This window comes from Pectobacterium sp. A5351, from assembly GCF_028335745.1.
Classification (GTDB): domain Bacteria; phylum Pseudomonadota; class Gammaproteobacteria; order Enterobacterales; family Enterobacteriaceae; genus Pectobacterium.
The window spans coordinates 621,932-639,118 of the sequence record NZ_CP116477.1 but is presented as its reverse complement, the minus strand read 5'-3'; the positions used below and the strand labels follow the sequence as shown (position 1 = coordinate 639,118).

The window sequence follows — 17,187 nt, the reverse complement described above, 5'->3', positions numbered from 1 at the left end:
GCCGTTCGATTCACAGTAAAACCACCCATTTTTACTCTGAGTCAGAAGGCGAATTTTCATGGCATTGATTCCATTTTTCTCTACACCGCGCGCTCCTTCCAAACTGGCAATCGCCGTTCACCTGCTGCTGTGCGGCGCACCGTTGCTCACTCATTCCACCGCAGTCGCAGCGGAAACGACAGCCGCGGCAGCAACCAAAACCTACGCAGTTCCTGCCGGACCGCTTAACCAGCAGCTAAACCAGTTTGCTGCCCAGTCAGGCGTGTATCTGGTCGGCGATGCACAACTGGCGACAGGAAAAGCCGGGCCGTCACTGCAAGGAAACTACAGCGTGGATGGCGGGTTTTCGGCATTGCTCGCCGGAAGCGGGCTTCAGGTGATTCCGCAGCCTAACGGCGTCTGGCGCTTGCAGAGAATAGCGCAGGGAGATGAAATGCTGGTGGTTGCGGGCGTCAACCGCAATGGCGTGACCGAAAGCACTCAGTCCTACACCACGCGCAGCATGAACACCGCAACGCAGTTGAATCTGTCACCGCGAGAAACACCGCAGTCGGTGAGCATTGTGACGCGCCAGCGCATGGATGATCAGAATATGACCTCTCTGGATGAGGCCATGAAGCAAACCACCGGCATTAACGTGGTCAATCAGAACAGCTTTCAGGTGAAATACGAGTCACGTGCTTTCGCGATGGATAATATCAAAGAGAATGGTGTCAGTCTGTCATCACAAAACAGCGTGATGAATGCCAGCCAGTCGACAAGTGAATCACCCGATCTGGCTATTTATGACCGTGTTGAAGTGCTACGCGGTGCTTCTGGTCTCACACAGGGTAGCGGTGAACCTGGCGGCACAGTCAATCTGGTTCGTAAAAAACCTACCTATGATTTTCAGGCATCTGCGAGTACTAGCGTCGGAAGTTGGGATAACTACCGTAATGAAATAGACGTTTCTGGCCCACTCAATGACGACGCCAGCGTACGTGGTCGTCTGGTTAGCGTTTATCAGGATAAACAGAGCTTCACCGATTACGTTGGCAGCGAGCGCAAAGTGCTATTTGGCACACTTGCATGGGACATCACGCCCAATACTACCTTCACTACAGGAATTAATTGGCAAAAAACCGATGTGGTACCCGATCTTTATGGTGTTCCATTTGGCACTGATAAACGTAATTTAAACCTACCTCGCTCAACCTTTCTGGGTGCCAGTTGGAACCGAATTAACTTTGAAAAGATCAATCCATTTGCTGAATTCGAACATAACTTTGAGAACAACTGGGCTATCAAGAGCGCGCTTAACTATACACACGGCACGTCTAAAGAACGTTATATCGGTATTATGAATGGAACAGCAGGCGTCGATCCCACTACGGGTGTCAGTCGATTAAACAATGCTCTGCACTATGACAACAAGAGCGATCAATGGGGCTATAACCTCAGTGTAAGTGGTCCGTTTGAGTTATTGGGACGTAGCCACGAACTGGTGTTCGGCGGTGACTATCAGAAAGAGAACTTCGACAACGCCATTGGCCGTATTGCGAACACCACCAGTGCCAATATCTATAATTGGGATCCCAACTCAGTCGCAGAGCCCGATTGGTCGAACCTTAGTCTCTACAGTGCCCGTTATAGAGAACAATATAATATTTATCAGCGTGGGCTGTTTACCACCACACGTTGGGAGTTGGCCGATGACTGGAAACTGATCCTCGGCGGCCGCTACAGCGCTTATAGCTACGACTATTATTACGATAACCAGCGCAATACTAGCGACAAGGAATACAGTAGCCTGCACGTTCGCGATCAATTTGTACCTTATAGCGGCCTACTGTGGGACTTTGCTGACAACTACACTTGGTATCTGAGCTATGCTGAAATCTATAAACCTCAGAGTGCACGTGACAAAAACAACAATTTGCTGCCCGCCATTACCGGCACCAACTATGAAACCGGCGTGAAGGGCGAGTTTTTTGACGGCGATCTGAATGCTTCACTGGCACTGTTCCGCATTATTCAGTCCAACCGTGCGCTCGCCGAAGCAGACAGTTCCGTTTGCCGAGATCCCAATAGCGGTTGTTCCCGTGCTGAAGGTAAGGTACGCAGCCAAGGGGTAGAACTGGATGTCACGGGGAAACTGGCTGAAGGTTGGCAGATTCAGACGGGTTACACCCTGACCAACAGTAAATATCTTGAAGGCAGCGCCAGTGAAAGAGCCGCACAGTTCAGCCCACGTACGCCGCAGCATATGTTCAAGCTCTACACCTCATACAATCTGCCTGGTCATCTGAATCAATGGACGGTTGGCGCTGGGATGACGGCACAGAGCGATACGCAAACCTATCCAAACCGCGTTTTTGGCCTGCATCAGGGCGGCTATACGCTGTTTAACGCCAATGTCCGCTATCAGTACAGCAAGAACCTGAGCTTCAATCTGGTGGGCAATAACCTGACAGATAAAACTTACTTCTTAAACCTGAACAACCGCCATCGTAGCGGCAACAACTATTACGGCGACCCACGCAATTTCATGCTGACCGCGAAGTGGGATTTCTAAGCGAATGCGCCTGCCAACCTCGGCTGGCAGGCCATCGCCCAATCCATTATGCAAACACTTAAACGCTTTTATACGCTGGTCGCGCCTTTCTGGCTGACCACGCGTGCAACCTTGCTCTGGCTGTTACTGCTGCTGATTATGAGCCTGACGCTCTCCGTCGTGTGGATCAGCGTGCAGTACAACAACTGGAGTCGGGACTTTTACGACGCGCTGGCCGACTACTTTCAGCACGCCTCAATCTACGATATGGCCGTGCGCTATCTGGCCTATACGCTACTGTTCGTGCTGGTGATCATCTGCGGCAACTGGCTCAAGAAACAGCTAATTATCCGCTGGCGCGATACCATGACCCACCAGTATGAACAGAACTGGCTGCGCAATCACGCCCACTATCGGCTCAGCGCAGGGCTAGATAACCCCGACCAGCGTATCGCGGAGGATATTCGCCTGCTGATAGAGCAAAGCCTCGAACTCCTCCTCTCGTTGCTGAAAAATACCGCCCGCTTTTTCTCCTTCATCGCCATTCTTTGGCAACTGTCCGGCGTCCATACCTTCACATTAGGCGGCTACAGCATCACGATACACGGCTATCTGGTGTGGATCGCACTGATTTACGCCGTACTGGCGAGCGTGATAACACACCTGCTAGGCCACCGTCTGCACAAGCTGAACATTGAGCGTCAGCGGACGGAGGCCGACTATCGGGCCACGCTGCTGCGGGTACGGGATAACAGCGAGCAAATTGCGTTTTATCAGGGGAGCGACGCTGAGCAACAGCGAATGCGGCAACACTTCCTGCCCATTGTGCAAAACTGGCAGCGCCTAATGGCACGGGAATTCCGTCTGGAAAGCTTTACGACCAGCTATTTCCGCTTCAGCCTGATTATCCCGGTTTTCGCTACCCTGCCGCTGTTTCTCGCTCGTCAGGTTAGCCTCGGGGCGATTATGCAGGCGCGATCGGCCTTCGGCTATGTACTGGATGCTTTTGGCTGGTTTATCGATGCCTATCGCCAACTGGTTCAATGGTCTTCCACGATTGAGCGACTGTGGGAATTCCAGCACCGCTTACAGCAATTACCTGTACCAGAGGCACCACGTCATGAAGGCCATGCTCTGCACATCAACGCGCTGTCCGTACCGCGCCCCGATGGTTCGCCGTATTTCGCGCCGCTGACGCTCAGGCTTCAGTCTGGCGAATGGGCGGCATTCAGCGCAGCCAGCGGCACGGGGAAAACCACGCTGCTGCGTGCTCTGGCGGGATTGTGGCCAGTTTCGCAAGGAGACTGGCATTTCCCTGTAGGCCGCACACTGTTTTTGCCGCAAAAAGCCTATTTGCCGCAGGACACGCTACGTCAGGTGCTGTGTTACCCGCAGGCACCGCTAGCGGATACCGCGCAGACGATCGCGGTGCTGGAACAAACCGGACTGACCGCGTTAATTCCGCGTCTGGACGACAAAGCAAACTGGAGCAGGAAACTATCAGGCGGCGAACAACAGCGCCTGTCACTCGCCCGTGCACTACTGCTGCGCCCGGCGCTACTTTGTCTGGATGAAGCCACCAGCCAGCTCGATGACGCAGCGGCAATTCAGTTGTTAGAGCAAATCAGGATTGTGCTACCGCACACTATTGTGCTGGCCGTCAGCCATCAGCCTGCGGTATTGGCCTGCTTCACACATCAGATACGCTTAACGCCACTCGCGCCAGAGAAAATAGAGGAAGCCGAGAGCTACGCGATCGATCATTCGATTACGCCACCAGAGACAGACATCTCACAGGTATCTTACGGAAAGAGTTGAAGGGAACCGTTTGAAAGAAACGATGTGAGTAAACAACAGGAAAATACAGCCCGGAGTGAATGTCCGGGCTCGTGTGATATTACTCGTTATCGCCCAGCAGAACGGATTCCAGCGCGATTTCGATCATCTCGTTGAACGTGTTTTGACGCTCTTCCGAGGTAGTCTGTGCGCCGGTACGAATGTGGTCAGAAACGGTACAGATGGCCAACGCTTTCGCACCGAACTCTGCCGCGACGCCGTAGATGCCAGCCGCTTCCATTTCCACACCCAGGATGCCGTATTTTTCCATCACGTCGAACATCTGCGGGTCTGGCGTGTAGAACAAATCGGCGGAGAAGAGGTTACCTACGCGCACAGAAACATCACGCGCTTTGGCAGCATCAACGGCATTGCGCACCATGTCGAAATCGGCAATCGCCGCGTAGTCGTGATCTTTGAAACGCATGCGGTTCACTTTGGAATCCGTACAGGCGCCCATACCGATCACCACGTCGCGCAGTTGTACATCTTCACGTACCGCGCCGCAGGAACCCACGCGAATGATCTTCTTCACGCCGAATTCGGTGATCAGTTCTTTCGCATAGATTGAGCAGGATGGGATACCCATACCGTGGCCCATTACTGAAATTTTACGGCCTTTGTAGGTCCCCGTGAACCCTAACATGCCACGCACGTTGTTCACTTCGCGGGCATTTTCCAGAAAGGTTTCTGCAATGTACTTAGCACGCAGCGGGTCACCCGGCATCAGTACTACGTCAGCGAAATCACCCATTTCTGCATTAATATGTGGCGTAGCCATGCGTTTATTCCTTAATTAATCAAGTTCACGTAAAAACGGTGTGTTTTACAGTATCGATTTACCGTAGTCCATAGGCGACAGGCCAAAGTAGGCCGCAACCGTCTGCCCGATATCGGCGAAGGTTTCACGGTGGCCGTATGAACCCGGCTTCACGTTCGGGCCATAGATCAACACCGGGACGTTCTCGCGGGTGTGATCGGTGCCGTGCCAGCTTGGGTCACAGCCGTGGTCAGCCGTCAGAATCAGGATGTCGTCGCCTTTCACGCGGGACAGCATTTCTGGCAGGCGACGGTCAAGCAGCTCCAGCGCAGCAGCATAGCCCGGAATATCGCGACGGTGGCCGTAGGCGGAATCAAAATCAACAAAGTTGGTAAACACGATAGTGTTGTCGCCCGCGCTATCCATCTCTTTCAGCGTGGCGTCAAACAGCGCATCGATGCCGGTCGCCTTCACTTTCTTCGTGATACCGACCTGCGCGTAGATATCCGCAATTTTACCGACCGAAACCACTTCACCGCCTTTTTCCTCCACCATCTTTTTCAGAATGGTCGGCGCTGGCGGTTCAACGGCCAGATCGTGACGGTTGCCAGTACGCTCGAAGTTGCCGGGTTTGTCGCCGATAAACGGACGTGCGATCACGCGCCCGATGTTGTAATTCCCTTCGGTCAGCTCTTCGCGGGCGATTTCACACAGCTCGTACAGCTTATCCAGACCGAACGTTTCTTCATGGCAGGCAATCTGGAACACGGAATCCGCAGAGGTGTAGAAAATCGGTTTGCCGGTTTTCATGTGCTCTTCGGCCAGTTGATCCAGAATCACCGTACCGGAAGAGTGGCAGTTGCCCAGATAGCCCGGCAGATTGGCGCGTTTTACCAGTTTATCCAGCAGCTCCTGCGGAAAACTGTTTTCTTCATCTTTAAAATAGCCCCAGTCGAACAGGACAGGCACACCGGCAATTTCCCAGTGACCTGACGGCGTATCTTTACCCGAAGAGATTTCACTGGCGTGCGCGTAAGCACCGATGATGTCCGCGTTTTCATCCAATCCTGCCGGGAACGTTCCCGTTGAGGCCTCAGCGGCTTTCCCCAGCCCCAGACGGCTCAGGTTCGGCAAATGCAGCGGGCCGCTGCGCCCTTTATCCGCCGTTCCTGCCGCACACGCCTGAGCGATATGGCCCAGCGTATCCGAACCCACATCGCCAAAACGCTCTGCATCAGCACTGCTGCCGATACCAAACGAGTCAAGAACCATAATATATGCACGTTTCATTCTTTTTCTCCCGCGCAGCTCTGCGCTAACGCCCTGCCTACAGGCAGGGGAACATCAATTCAAAACAATCACTAACCCACTCTGGCGATCACGCTTCTGCACTCACCCGACGATAGACCCTTGGGGTCTTTTCTGGCGCCGTGTCGCCCAGTTGGATCGCGGCGCGAACCTCATTCGCTGCCTGCTGCCATTGCGCTTCCGTATTGGCATGGATCACCGCCAGCGGGCGCTGCGCGTCAACGCGCTCACCCAGACTGATCATGCTATCCAAGCCGACGCTGTAATCGATCGTATCGGTAGCCTGACGACGGCCGCCGCCCAGCGATACAACCGCCATTCCCAACGCGCGGGTATCCATTGCGGTCACGATGCCTTCACGCGTCGCGAACACCGGTTTACTTAATGTCGCCACTGGCAGATAACGATCATAGCGTTCGACAAAATCGCCCGGACCGTGCTGTGCGGCAACCATGCGGCCAAAGATTTCAGCCGCCTTTCCATTATCCAACACGGCCTGTAGACGTGAATGTGCCTCGTCCGCCGAGTTTGCCAACCCGCCCGCCAGCAGCATCTCGCCACAGAGCGCCATAGTAACATCATACAGACGCGGATTGCGGCACTCACCCGTCAGGAAACGCACGGCTTCCCGCACTTCCAGCGCGTTGCCTGCGCTAGAGGCCAGCACCTGATTCATGTCAGTCAGCAACGCGCTGGTGCGGCACCCCGCGTTATTCGCGACGCCGACAATCGCCTGCGCCAGTTGTTCGGACAATTCATAGGTCGGCATAAACGCCCCGGACCCCACTTTAACGTCCATCACTAGCGCATCCAGCCCTTCAGCCAGCTTCTTCGCCAGAATCGACGCGGTGATCAGCGGGATTGAATCGACCGTGGCGGTAATATCACGCGTGGCATAAAAGCGTTTATCCGCCGGAGCCAGCGAGGAGGTCTGCCCAATAATCGCAACGCCAACCTGCTGGATGATGTGACGAAAATCGTCATCGTTAGGGAAGATATCCAGTCCCGGAATCGCTTCGAGCTTATCCAGCGTGCCGCCGGTATGGCCTAAACCACGCCCAGAGATCATCGGGACGTAGCCCCCGCAGGCAGCGACCATCGGCCCCAGCATCAGCGACGTGACATCCCCCACGCCGCCAGTAGAGTGTTTGTCCACCAGCGGGCCGTTCAGGTTCAGACTTTTCCAGTCCAGCACCGTGCCAGAGTCACGCATCGCCAGCGTCAGCGCCACGCGTTCATCCATCGACATGTCATGAAAATAAATGGTCATCGCCAGAGCCGCAATCTGGCCTTCGGAGACGGTATTGTCACGAATACCGTTGATAAAGAAGCGAAGCTCTTCTTCACTCAGTGCTTTGCCGTCACGCTTCTTACGAATAATTTCCTGAATCAGAAACAAGGTCTGTACTCCTGATGAATTCAGATATGGCTCCGCAGCCTATCGCTGCGAATGCCTGTGCTGTTGTGAAAAATATTTTTATAAACAAAAGGTTGTCACGAATAAAATCGTGCACCGTCTGCACGTGATTAGTAACTGCCCTGTGGAGCGGTAGCGGCATGGCCAAGCGTGGTCAGCAGGCTGGCCAGTAAACTGGAGGCACCAAAGCGAAAATGCTGCGCCGTCACCCATTCAGCGCCCATGATATCGTCCGCCAGTTGCAGATAAATAGCGGCATCTTCCGCGTTACGCACACCGCCAGCCGCTTTAAAACCAACGCGCTCGCCTACGCCTTTATCGCGGATCGTTTTCAACATGATCGCCGCGCTCTCTGGCGTCGCATTCACGGGCACTTTACCGGTTGAGGTTTTAATGAAGTCCGCACCCGCATCAATGGCAATTTCACTCGCCTGACGAATCAGCGCATCCTGTTTCAATTCGCCCGTTTCGATGATCACTTTCAACAGCACATGGGCATCCTGACACACCGTTTTGCACGCCTGCACCAGCTCAAAACCGATTTGCGCGTTGCCTGCGAGCAGTGCACGGTAAGGGAACACGACATCGACTTCATCGGCACCGTAGGCGATCGCCGCTCTGGTTTCTGCAACCGCAATCTCAACATCATCATTGCCGTGCGGGAAATTGGTCACCGTCGCGATACGGATATCTGGCGTACCCTGCTCACGCAGGAGCTTTTTCACCAGGGGGATAAAACGTGGATAGATACAGATAGCAGCCGTTTTTCCTGCCGGGCTGTTTGCCTGACGGCAGAGTGCCGTCACTTTTTCATCCGTATCGTCCTCATTCAGCGTGGTTAAATCCATCAGCGTCAGCGCGCGCTGCGCGGCCATGATCAGCTTGGTCATACAACTCTCCAACTCGTCAGCCGGTCTAACCGGCCCTGAACATTAACTGGTGTAAACCAGCACGTTTGGCGAGCGGACTTGGTTCCTTGAAGATAGCGCTCAGGAGAAACAACCTGTAGCGGCACCGAGATCCTTCTCACCGCAATCAGCCTTCCTCTACCCTTCATCCTGTGATGATTTCAACACCGAAAGAAACGGCTTAAAAACGTGAACCCGTCAGACATTTGAACACGCCATGCCGGACTATTTTGTGCATTCATTCACACTTGATGTAAGAGAAATGCAATAGATAGTGATTATATGTGATTTTTGTCACTCAAAGTAATTCATCCTATCGACCACTCTGAGCTAATCATAGTGTGTTATCGCATTCTGAATGGGGACTCCACATCAATACGTTACCCTGTGCTTACTTTTCTCTGCACCGATCGTTATGATAAATATATGGCTATCGCACTCTTACATGTAGGGCGACTATCGTGATTAATATCTCCCCCGAACCAGACCTCATGATGAAATATTCCAACCCTCCTCACTGGTATGTGTACATACTGCGCACGGTCGCTGGGGCGCTGTACACGGGTATTACGACGGATGTCAGCCGCCGCCTGAATCAACATCAAACGGGAAAAGGGGCGAAAGCGCTACGGGGCAAAGGGGAGCTGACGCTGGTGTTTCACTGTCTGGCGGGCGATCGCTCAGACGCACTCAAGCTGGAATATCGCATTAAGCAGTTGAGCAAAAGCCAAAAAGAAAGGCTGGTACAAGACCAGCCTCAGACGCTATGCATTTCAGACACGATGTATTGATATGCTATCAACTAGAGAAAGCGGTTAAACGGTTCGGCGTATTCAACCAACCCGCTCGCGCTTTCAAAGCCGCTTTCGCTCTCAGAGTGCCCTTCGCCGACAACATGGTTATCCGCCAGTGGGTAGACCTGAAAAGCAGACTCACTGTCTGGCCAGCGACAATGCAGTTGGTGCTCTGTCGCCGGAACGAAACCAAAGCGAGAGTAGTACGCTGGCTCGCCCAGTACGACGACAGCGGTGTAGCTAAATTCATTCAGCGCATCCAACCCTTCGTAAACCAGCTTCTCTCCCACGCCCTGTCGGCGCAGGCTCTCTTCTACCGCCAGCGGCGCAAGCGCCACCCACTGTCGATCTTCACCGTCGATCAGCACCGGGCTGAATGCCGCGTAGCCCACTACGCCGCCTTCATCATCGGTTGCCACGACGCCGAGCGTCAATAAGCCGTCTTCACGCAGTTGGTGAACCAGATCCGCTTCCGCTCCCGTTGGAAAAGCACGGCGCAATAAGCTGTCGATCCCTGCGGCATCGACGGGGATTTCCACCCGAACTAACATGATACTGGCGCGTGATTCGTCGTTTGCACTGCGCCCTCCTGTAAACCGGCTTCCACAAAATTAGCCAGTTGCAGCAAGCCAATACGCAGCGGCGCGGGCATGGCTTCCAGCTCAATGGCATCCATCAGGTTCTTCACATACAAACCTAACTCGGTGTCACCCTCAATGCGCAGACGACGCTGGAAAAAGAGCGTATCGGGATCTTCTTTACGCGCGGCGATCAAAATCAGATCGTTCGCGTCTGCACTGAAGCTGACATCGGGCGTCTCGTCATGGCTCACCACCAGACGACCATCGCGCAGCGTCATAAACCATTGCAGGCCAACGTCGCGCACCTCAATTTTCAGCCAGCGGCTTTCGAGAAATGCCAGATCGCCCTCTTCCAGCGCCTGACGGAACTGCCAGCCCAACATCTGTTCCAAAACCTGACGCTGTAGCGCAAAGGGAGTGAACTTGAGTGGCTTACCTAATAAGCTCGGTCCCTGACGCACAATCTGCGCTCGTAGTTTTTCCAACACTGGCGTACTCCTCTTAAAGCAATCTGACTGTTCAGATAATCTGCAAACATTTTGCCACATCCACCGCGAGCGGAAGAGGTCTATGTCAATAATTTAGTCGGTTATCCGATTATGCCCAACAGATTTTGTCCTTGCGCGACGATTAGCACCATAAACTGCCTTAAATCAAAGTCCTTACCTGATGGGTTAATTAAGATTCCCAATCGTTAACAACATTCATCGACTGATAAAAATCGTCGTAAACGATTTTCAGCATCGCTCGTGACAGCCCGTAGGGGTGATGGCAGAACGCCGTCATCAACAGCGATCGTCAGTCTAAACATCATTGATCGTACGAGCCGCGACGGCACCGAAGGGATTAATGAAGGATTGTGTATGGAATTGCTTTGCCCCGCCGGCAACCTGCCGGCACTGAAAGCGGCCATCGATAATGGCGCAGATGCGGTCTATATCGGCCTGAAGGACGACACCAACGCACGTCATTTTGCCGGGCTGAATTTTACCGATAAGAAACTCCAGGAAGCACGCGAATACGTGCACCGCCATCGGCGTAAACTGCATATCGCCATCAATACGTTTGCTCACCCGGACGGCTACCAGCGCTGGCAACGTGCTGTGGACATGGCGGCACAAATCGGAGCCGACGTGCTGATCCTCGCCGATCTCGCCATGCTGGAGTATGCCGCCGAGCGCTACCCCCACATCGAGCGTCACGTGTCGGTTCAGGCTTCTGCAACAAACACCGAAGCAATCCGTTTTTATCATCGTCATTTTGATGTTTCACGTATTGTTCTGCCACGCGTGCTGTCCATCCATCAGGTGAAGCAAATCGCCCGCACCAGCCCAGTGCCGCTCGAAGTGTTCGCCTTCGGTAGCCTGTGCATCATGGCGGAAGGCCGCTGTTATCTCTCGTCTTATCTGACCGGTGAATCACCGAATACCGTGGGTGCTTGCTCGCCAGCGCGATTTGTACGCTGGCAGCAGACGGAAAACGGCATGGAATCGCGCCTGAACAACATTCTGATCGACCGCTATCAGGATGATGAAAACGCCGGTTATCCCACGCTGTGTAAAGGCCGCTACCTCGTTGATGGGCAGCGCTATCACGCGCTGGAAGAACCCACCAGCCTGAACACGCTGGAGCTGCTGCCTGAGTTGATGGCCGCCAATATTGCTTCCGTGAAGATAGAGGGTCGCCAGCGTAGTCCGGCCTATGTTAGCCAAATTACGCAAGTATGGCGGCAGGCTATCGATCGCTGCCGCGCCAATCCTGAGACATTCGTGCCAACGCAGGCCTGGATGGACGCGTTAGGTGCGGTGGCCGAAGGCACGCAGACCACGCTCGGCGCTTATCACCGTAAATGGCAGTAGCGGGAGAACATATGAAATACGCATTAGGGAATATTCTCTACTATTGGCCGAAAGAGGACGTCGAGGCATTTTATCAGGCTGCGATAAGCAGCAGCGCCGATATCGTCTATCTCGGCGAAACCGTGTGCAGCAAGCGCCGACTGATGAAAGTGGCAGACTGGTTCAACGTGGCCCGTGAAGTCGCCAGCAGCGGCAAACAGGTGGTGATCTCGACACTCGCGCTCTTACAAGCTCCGTCTGAACTTACGGAACTGAAGCGCTATGTGGAAAACGGCGAGTTCTTGCTGGAAGCGAACGATCTGGGTGCAGTTAACATCGCAGCCGAGCGCAACCTGCCGTTTGTCGCCGGACACGCGCTCAACTGCTACAACGCATACACCCTACGTGTGCTGCATAAACAAGGTATGGTGCGCTGGTGCATGCCAGTCGAGCTTTCCCGTGACTGGCTGCAAAACCTGCTGAATCAGTGTGACGAGCTTGGCTTTCGCCATCAGTTTGAAGTGGAAGTGCTCAGCTACGGCCATTTGCCGTTAGCCTATTCCGCCCGCTGCTTCACCGCGCGTTCAGAAGATCGGCCAAAAGACGAATGTGAAACCTGCTGCCTTAGTTACCCGCAAGGCAGAAAAATGCTGTCGCAGGAGAACCAACAGGTCTTTGTCCTGAATGGTATCCAGACGCAAAGCGGCTATTGCTACAATCTCGGCAACGAGCTGACGTCGATGCGGGATCTGGTCGATATTGTCCGGCTGTCGCCGAACGATATCAGCACGCTGGCGATGCTGGATAAATTCCGCGCCAACGAACAAGGCACTGCACCGTTAGCGCTGGAAAATCAGGCCGATTGTAACGGCTACTGGCGCCGCGTCGCTGGCCTTGAGCTTGTCCCGTAACCCACATTCTATCTGGGCGGTCTGCCGCCCTTTTCCCTCAACCGCACCTTTGCATTACGCATAACATCGACATTCCCGCATACTGATCTGACTTTCACCATTGACTGACGGCATTAGCATCCACTGAATGGGTGGAGTCAGTGAACAACAAAGTGAGTCATATTATGTCCACACCTTCCCAAGCTGCCGTGTTTTCCGTCCTCGATCTTGCGCCTATTCCGCAAGGTGCGACAGCACGTGACGCCTTCCATCGCTCGCTGGATCTGGCGCAACATACAGAAAAATGGGGCTATCACCGCTATTGGCTGGCGGAACACCACAGCATGACCGGTATCGCCAGTGCAGCAACATCCGTGCTGCTCGGCTACCTTGCCTCGGGAACGGCGCGCATCCGTCTCGGTTCTGGCGGCGTGATGCTGCCAAACCACTCGCCGCTCGTCATTGCAGAGCAATTTGGTACGCTGGAGTCGCTGTATCCCGGCCGTATCGATTTGGGATTAGGCCGTGCTCCCGGCACCGACCAGCGCACCATGATGGCGCTGCGCCGTCACCTGAATGCCGATATTGAAGATTTCCCACGCGATGTGCAGGAATTGCAACGCTACTTCGCCGATGCACAGCCGGGCCAGCCAGTACAAGCCGTTCCGGGACAAGGTTTACACGTACCGATCTGGCTATTGGGTTCCAGCCTGTACAGCGCGCAGTTGGCCGCAAGACTGGGATTACCTTTTGCCTTCGCCGCCCATTTCGCGCCCGATATGTTGCTGGAAGCGTTCCGGCTCTATCGCGAGCACTTTATTCCTTCAGCCACCCACGCCAAACCTTACGCGATGGTATGCGTCAATGTAGTTGCGGCAGAGAGCGATCGGGATGCGCGTTTCCTCTTTACCTCGATGCAGCAGCAGTTCATCAACCTGCGCCGTGGTACACCGGGCCCGCTCCCCGCTCCGGTAGAAAACATCGACACGGTCGGATCGCCTGCCGAGCAGTTTGGCGCGGATCAAGCATTACGGTTGTCCATTGTTGGCGATCGCACCAAGGTGCGTCATGGATTGCAGAGTCTTCTGCGAGAAACACGGGCGGATGAAGTGATGATCAATGGCCAAATATTTGACCATCAGGCACGCCTGCAATCTTTTGAAATTGCGATGGATGTCCGGCAAACGCTGTAACACACGTTGATGGATTGGCTTTAGCCAAAAAAAACGACCCTGAAACGGGTCGTTTTGCATTGAAGCTGATGTTGTGACAACGGCCTGTATTACAACAAGCCGAAGTGAAGCTTACGCGTCAGCAGGACGACGACGTGGAGCGCGTGAAGCACCATCACGGTTATCACGGTTGAAAGAACGCTCGCGACGCTCACCACCGTTACCTTCACGACGTTCACCACCGCCGAAAGAGCGGCGTGGAGCGGCGCCATCACGGCGTTCGCCACCAGGACGGCCACCGCCACGACGTTCATGCGGCTGAGCATCACCCAGCAATTGCATGTTCATCGGTTTGTTCAGAATACGCGTGCGGGTAAAGTGTGATAACAGGTCACCCGGCATACCTTTCGGCAGTTCAATCGTCGAGTGAGACGCGAACAGCTTGATGTTACCGATATAGCGGCTGCTGATATCACCTTCGTTAGCAATGGCACCAACGATGTGACGAACTTCAACACCGTCATCACGGCCCACTTCGATGCGATACAGCTCCATCTCACCTGCATCACGACGCTCACGACGTTGCGGACGATCACCGTCACGGCTGTCACGAGAATCGCGCGGATCGCGGCGACGATCGCCACGTGAATCACTACGGGAATCATCACGATCGCGGAATTCGCGACGAGGACGGAACACAGGATCCGGTGGTAGAATCAGAGGACGTTCGCCCTGCGCCATTTTCAGCAGCGCAGCAGCCAGCGTTTCGATATCCAGTTCTTCCTGCGGTTGCAGCTTAGTCAGCAGCGCGCGGTACATATCCAGATCGCTACTTTCAAGCTGCTGCTGTACTTTAGCGGCAAACTTGGCCAGACGACGTTGACCCAGCAATTCAGCATTCGGCAATTCCACTTCAGGAATAGTCAGCTTCATTGTGCGCTCAACGTTGCGCAGCAGGCGACGTTCACGGTTTTCAACAAACAGCAGAGCGCGACCCGCACGACCCGCACGGCCAGTACGACCAATACGGTGAACGTAAGACTCGGCATCCATCGGGATATCGTAGTTAACAACCAGGCTGATACGCTCAACGTCCAGACCACGCGCCGCAACGTCGGTCGCGATCAGAATATCAAGACGGCCATCTTTCAGGCGCTCCAGCGTTTGCTCACGCAGCGCCTGGTTCATGTCACCATTCAGCGCGGCACTGTTGTAACCGCTACGCTCCAGAGCTTCAGCCACTTCCAGCGTCGCATTCTTGGTACGAACGAAAATAATCGCCGCATCAAAATCTTCCGCTTCCAGGAAGCGTACCAGCGCTTCATTTTTACGCATACCCTGCACAGTCCAGTAGCTCTGGCTGATGTCTGGACGCGTGGTAATGCTGGATTGAATGCGAACTTCCTGCGGATCTTTCATGAAGCGGCGCGTAATGCGGCGGATCGCTTCTGGCATGGTCGCAGAGAACAGCGCAGTCTGATGTTCAGCAGGGATCTGCGCCATGATGTTTTCAACATCTTCGATGAAGCCCATACGCAGCATTTCATCGGCTTCGTCCAGCACCAGACCACTCAGGTTGGACAGATCCAGCGTACCGCGTTTCAGGTGATCCAGCAGACGACCCGGCGTACCCACGACAATCTGCGCACCCTGACGCAGCGCGCGCAGTTGCACGTCATAGCGTTGGCCGCCGTACAGTGCGACAACGTTCACGCCGTGCATGTGTTTGGAGAAATCATTGCAGGCCTCTGCTACCTGCACCGCCAGCTCACGGGTCGGTGCCAGCACCAGAATCTGTGGTGCTTTAAGCTCAGGTTTCAGGTTGTTCAGTAATGGCAGAGAGAACGCTGCAGTTTTACCGCTACCGGTCTGTGCCATACCCAGCACATCGCGACCATTCAGCAGGTGAGGAATACATTCCGCCTGAATCGGAGACGGTTTTTCATAGCCCAAATCAGTCAGGGCATTAAGGATAGAGGTGTTCAACCCCAAATCGGCAAAAGAAGTTACTAAATCAGTCATGTACACGTGCCTCATTACACATGGCGGCCAGTCTACATAACTCGTCGTGAAAATTTTCAGTCATTTTCATTGAAAAGTGTGAACCGGCTCAAATTGGATTAAAAAGCGAACAAAAAAGCCCTCACCCGTGAAGGTGATAACCGAAGTTTTTCAGGCTGATTACGTGTTCGTCAGCTATTGCTGGTCCGATCCTGATAGGTCGTCTTGCTCTTGGCCTAATAGCGCCAATTCCAACAATGCATAGCGGTGCTCAACAAAGTTATGGACGTTGTTGGCAACCGTCAGCTTGAACAGCGCCAAGGCGGTGTTCTTGTCCCCCAGACTTAGGTAGTGCTTACCTAAATAGAAGTCAGTTTCACTGAGATGCTCAGCGAGCGAAGTGTTATCCGTAGCTTCTTCCTGTAAACGCTGCATCAGTGTTTTTTCACTGATACCACCCAAGTAGAATTCGACAATATTCCATCCCCAAGGCCCTTTCTTGGCGTCGTCATAGCGTTTCTTCAACGCAACTTTGGCCGTCTCTGGATTGATTTCTCGCTCCACAAGATACAGCCACAACGAACGGAAAGGATCATTCGGATCGTCTCGATAAAACGCCAGCAGATCATCCTGCGCTAACAGGTAGCGACCGCCGTAATACAAAGCGATGCCCCGGTTTAAACGCGCGTAATTGTAAGTTGGATCAAGCTCTAGTACAGAATCAAACGCTTCATAGGCAGCATCAAAATTGCCTGCCTGCGTTAAATAGATACCCAAATAGTTAAAAACTTCTGGAATATCAGGGCGGATCGTCAGCGCTTGTGAAAAATCATTCCGCGCCAATGCCCGTAACCCGAGACTATCATACAGCACTCCGCGCTCATATAATAGCTGTGCTCGCTCATCATCGGTTAATGCCCGGCTTGCAAGGATTTGTTCCATGCGTGCCAGAATCACTTCCTGCTGTAAAGTAGGCTGTAACGGAATCGCCAATACTGCGTCTTTACGCCAATCCGTGTTGCTGCATCCTGCCAGCATGAGTGCTGTTGCAACATAACACCAGCGCAAGAAAGGCTTCATTTCCCACTCCCGAAGACAAACATTGGATGAACATCCTGTCCCGGACCGCTCAACGCAAGGACATCCATA

15 protein-coding genes are annotated in these 17,187 nt (G+C 53.8%); 6 read left to right on the top strand and 9 right to left on the bottom strand.

The window, feature by feature from the left end; all coding sequences use genetic code 11:
- The first annotated feature begins 58 nt into the window (after positions 1 to 58).
- Both O1Q74_RS02960 and O1Q74_RS02955 read left to right on the top strand, forming a co-directional pair.
- Entirely contained in the window at positions 59 to 2,554 is a 2,496-nt protein-coding gene (locus O1Q74_RS02960) for a TonB-dependent siderophore receptor (RefSeq protein ID WP_271876009.1), read from the top strand.
- Positions 2,555 to 2,602: 48 nt separating this feature from the next.
- A complete protein-coding gene (locus O1Q74_RS02955) occupies positions 2,603 to 4,351 on the top strand; it encodes an ABC transporter ATP-binding protein/permease (protein WP_271876008.1) in 1,749 nt (582 codons plus the stop codon).
- 79 nt (positions 4,352 to 4,430) lie between these two features.
- Here O1Q74_RS02955 and deoD read toward each other — a convergent pair whose 3' ends face one another.
- From deoD to deoC, 4 genes are all read right to left on the bottom strand, one after another.
- On the bottom strand, positions 4,431 to 5,150 hold the full coding sequence (gene deoD, locus O1Q74_RS02950) for a purine-nucleoside phosphorylase (RefSeq protein WP_271876007.1): 720 nt from the start codon (positions 5,148 to 5,150) through the stop codon (positions 4,431 to 4,433).
- Between the two features lie 45 nt (positions 5,151 to 5,195).
- Positions 5,196 to 6,419: a phosphopentomutase gene (deoB, locus tag O1Q74_RS02945; protein ID WP_271876006.1), complete on the bottom strand. Its 1,224-nt coding sequence runs from the start codon at positions 6,417 to 6,419 to the stop codon at positions 5,196 to 5,198.
- A gap of 88 nt (positions 6,420 to 6,507) precedes the next feature.
- Positions 6,508 to 7,836: a thymidine phosphorylase gene (gene deoA, locus O1Q74_RS02940; RefSeq protein WP_271876005.1), complete on the bottom strand. Its 1,329-nt coding sequence runs from the start codon at positions 7,834 to 7,836 to the stop codon at positions 6,508 to 6,510.
- 128 nt (positions 7,837 to 7,964) lie between these two features.
- Positions 7,965 to 8,744 carry a deoxyribose-phosphate aldolase gene (gene deoC / locus O1Q74_RS02935; RefSeq protein ID WP_271876004.1) on the bottom strand — a complete coding sequence of 260 codons (780 nt, stop codon included), beginning with the start codon at positions 8,742 to 8,744 and terminating at the stop codon, positions 7,965 to 7,967.
- Between the two features lie 512 nt (positions 8,745 to 9,256).
- Between deoC and O1Q74_RS02930 the strand changes: the two genes are divergently transcribed.
- A complete protein-coding gene (locus O1Q74_RS02930) occupies positions 9,257 to 9,553 on the top strand; it encodes a GIY-YIG nuclease family protein (RefSeq protein ID WP_442953135.1) in 297 nt (98 codons plus the stop codon).
- Between the two features lie 11 nt (positions 9,554 to 9,564).
- Here the strand turns inward: O1Q74_RS02930 and O1Q74_RS02925 are convergent, their stop codons facing one another.
- Both O1Q74_RS02925 and ubiT read right to left on the bottom strand, forming a co-directional pair.
- Positions 9,565 to 10,107, bottom strand: a complete 543-nt coding sequence (locus O1Q74_RS02925) for a GNAT family N-acetyltransferase (RefSeq protein ID WP_263058741.1) — start codon at positions 10,105 to 10,107, stop codon at positions 9,565 to 9,567.
- Positions 10,101 to 10,625, bottom strand: coding sequence for a ubiquinone anaerobic biosynthesis accessory factor UbiT (gene ubiT / locus O1Q74_RS02920; protein WP_271876003.1), 525 nt, complete (start codon positions 10,623 to 10,625; stop codon positions 10,101 to 10,103). Before ubiT ends, O1Q74_RS02925 begins: the two co-directional genes overlap by 7 nt.
- A 375-nt stretch (positions 10,626 to 11,000) precedes the next feature.
- Between ubiT and ubiU the strand changes: the two genes are divergently transcribed.
- The 3 genes from ubiU to O1Q74_RS02905 all read left to right on the top strand — a co-directional run bounded on the left by ubiU (position 11,001) and on the right by O1Q74_RS02905 (position 14,058).
- A complete protein-coding gene (ubiU, locus tag O1Q74_RS02915; RefSeq protein WP_039502133.1) occupies positions 11,001 to 11,996 on the top strand; it encodes a ubiquinone anaerobic biosynthesis protein UbiU in 996 nt (331 codons plus the stop codon).
- Positions 11,997 to 12,007: 11 nt separating this feature from the next.
- A complete protein-coding gene (locus O1Q74_RS02910) occupies positions 12,008 to 12,886 on the top strand; it encodes a U32 family peptidase (protein ID WP_271876002.1) in 879 nt (292 codons plus the stop codon).
- Positions 12,887 to 13,050: 164 nt separating this feature from the next.
- Positions 13,051 to 14,058 (top strand): luciferase-like monooxygenase, encoded by a 1,008-nt coding sequence (locus O1Q74_RS02905; protein ID WP_271876001.1) that lies wholly within the window; start codon positions 13,051 to 13,053, stop codon positions 14,056 to 14,058.
- Between the two features lie 111 nt (positions 14,059 to 14,169).
- Here the strand turns inward: O1Q74_RS02905 and O1Q74_RS02900 are convergent, their stop codons facing one another.
- The 3 genes from O1Q74_RS02900 to nlpI all read right to left on the bottom strand — a co-directional run bounded on the left by O1Q74_RS02900 (position 14,170) and on the right by nlpI (position 17,118).
- On the bottom strand, positions 14,170 to 16,059 hold the full coding sequence (locus O1Q74_RS02900) for a DEAD/DEAH family ATP-dependent RNA helicase (RefSeq protein ID WP_271876000.1): 1,890 nt from the start codon (positions 16,057 to 16,059) through the stop codon (positions 14,170 to 14,172).
- Entirely contained in the window at positions 16,052 to 16,123 is a 72-nt protein-coding gene (gene yrbN / locus O1Q74_RS20330) for a protein YrbN (protein ID WP_225088091.1), read from the bottom strand. Before yrbN ends, O1Q74_RS02900 begins: the two co-directional genes overlap by 8 nt.
- Before the next feature lie 110 nt (positions 16,124 to 16,233).
- Positions 16,234 to 17,118 carry a lipoprotein NlpI gene (nlpI, locus tag O1Q74_RS02895; RefSeq protein ID WP_012773292.1) on the bottom strand — a complete coding sequence of 295 codons (885 nt, stop codon included), beginning with the start codon at positions 17,116 to 17,118 and terminating at the stop codon, positions 16,234 to 16,236.
- Positions 17,119 to 17,187 lie beyond the last annotated feature (69 nt).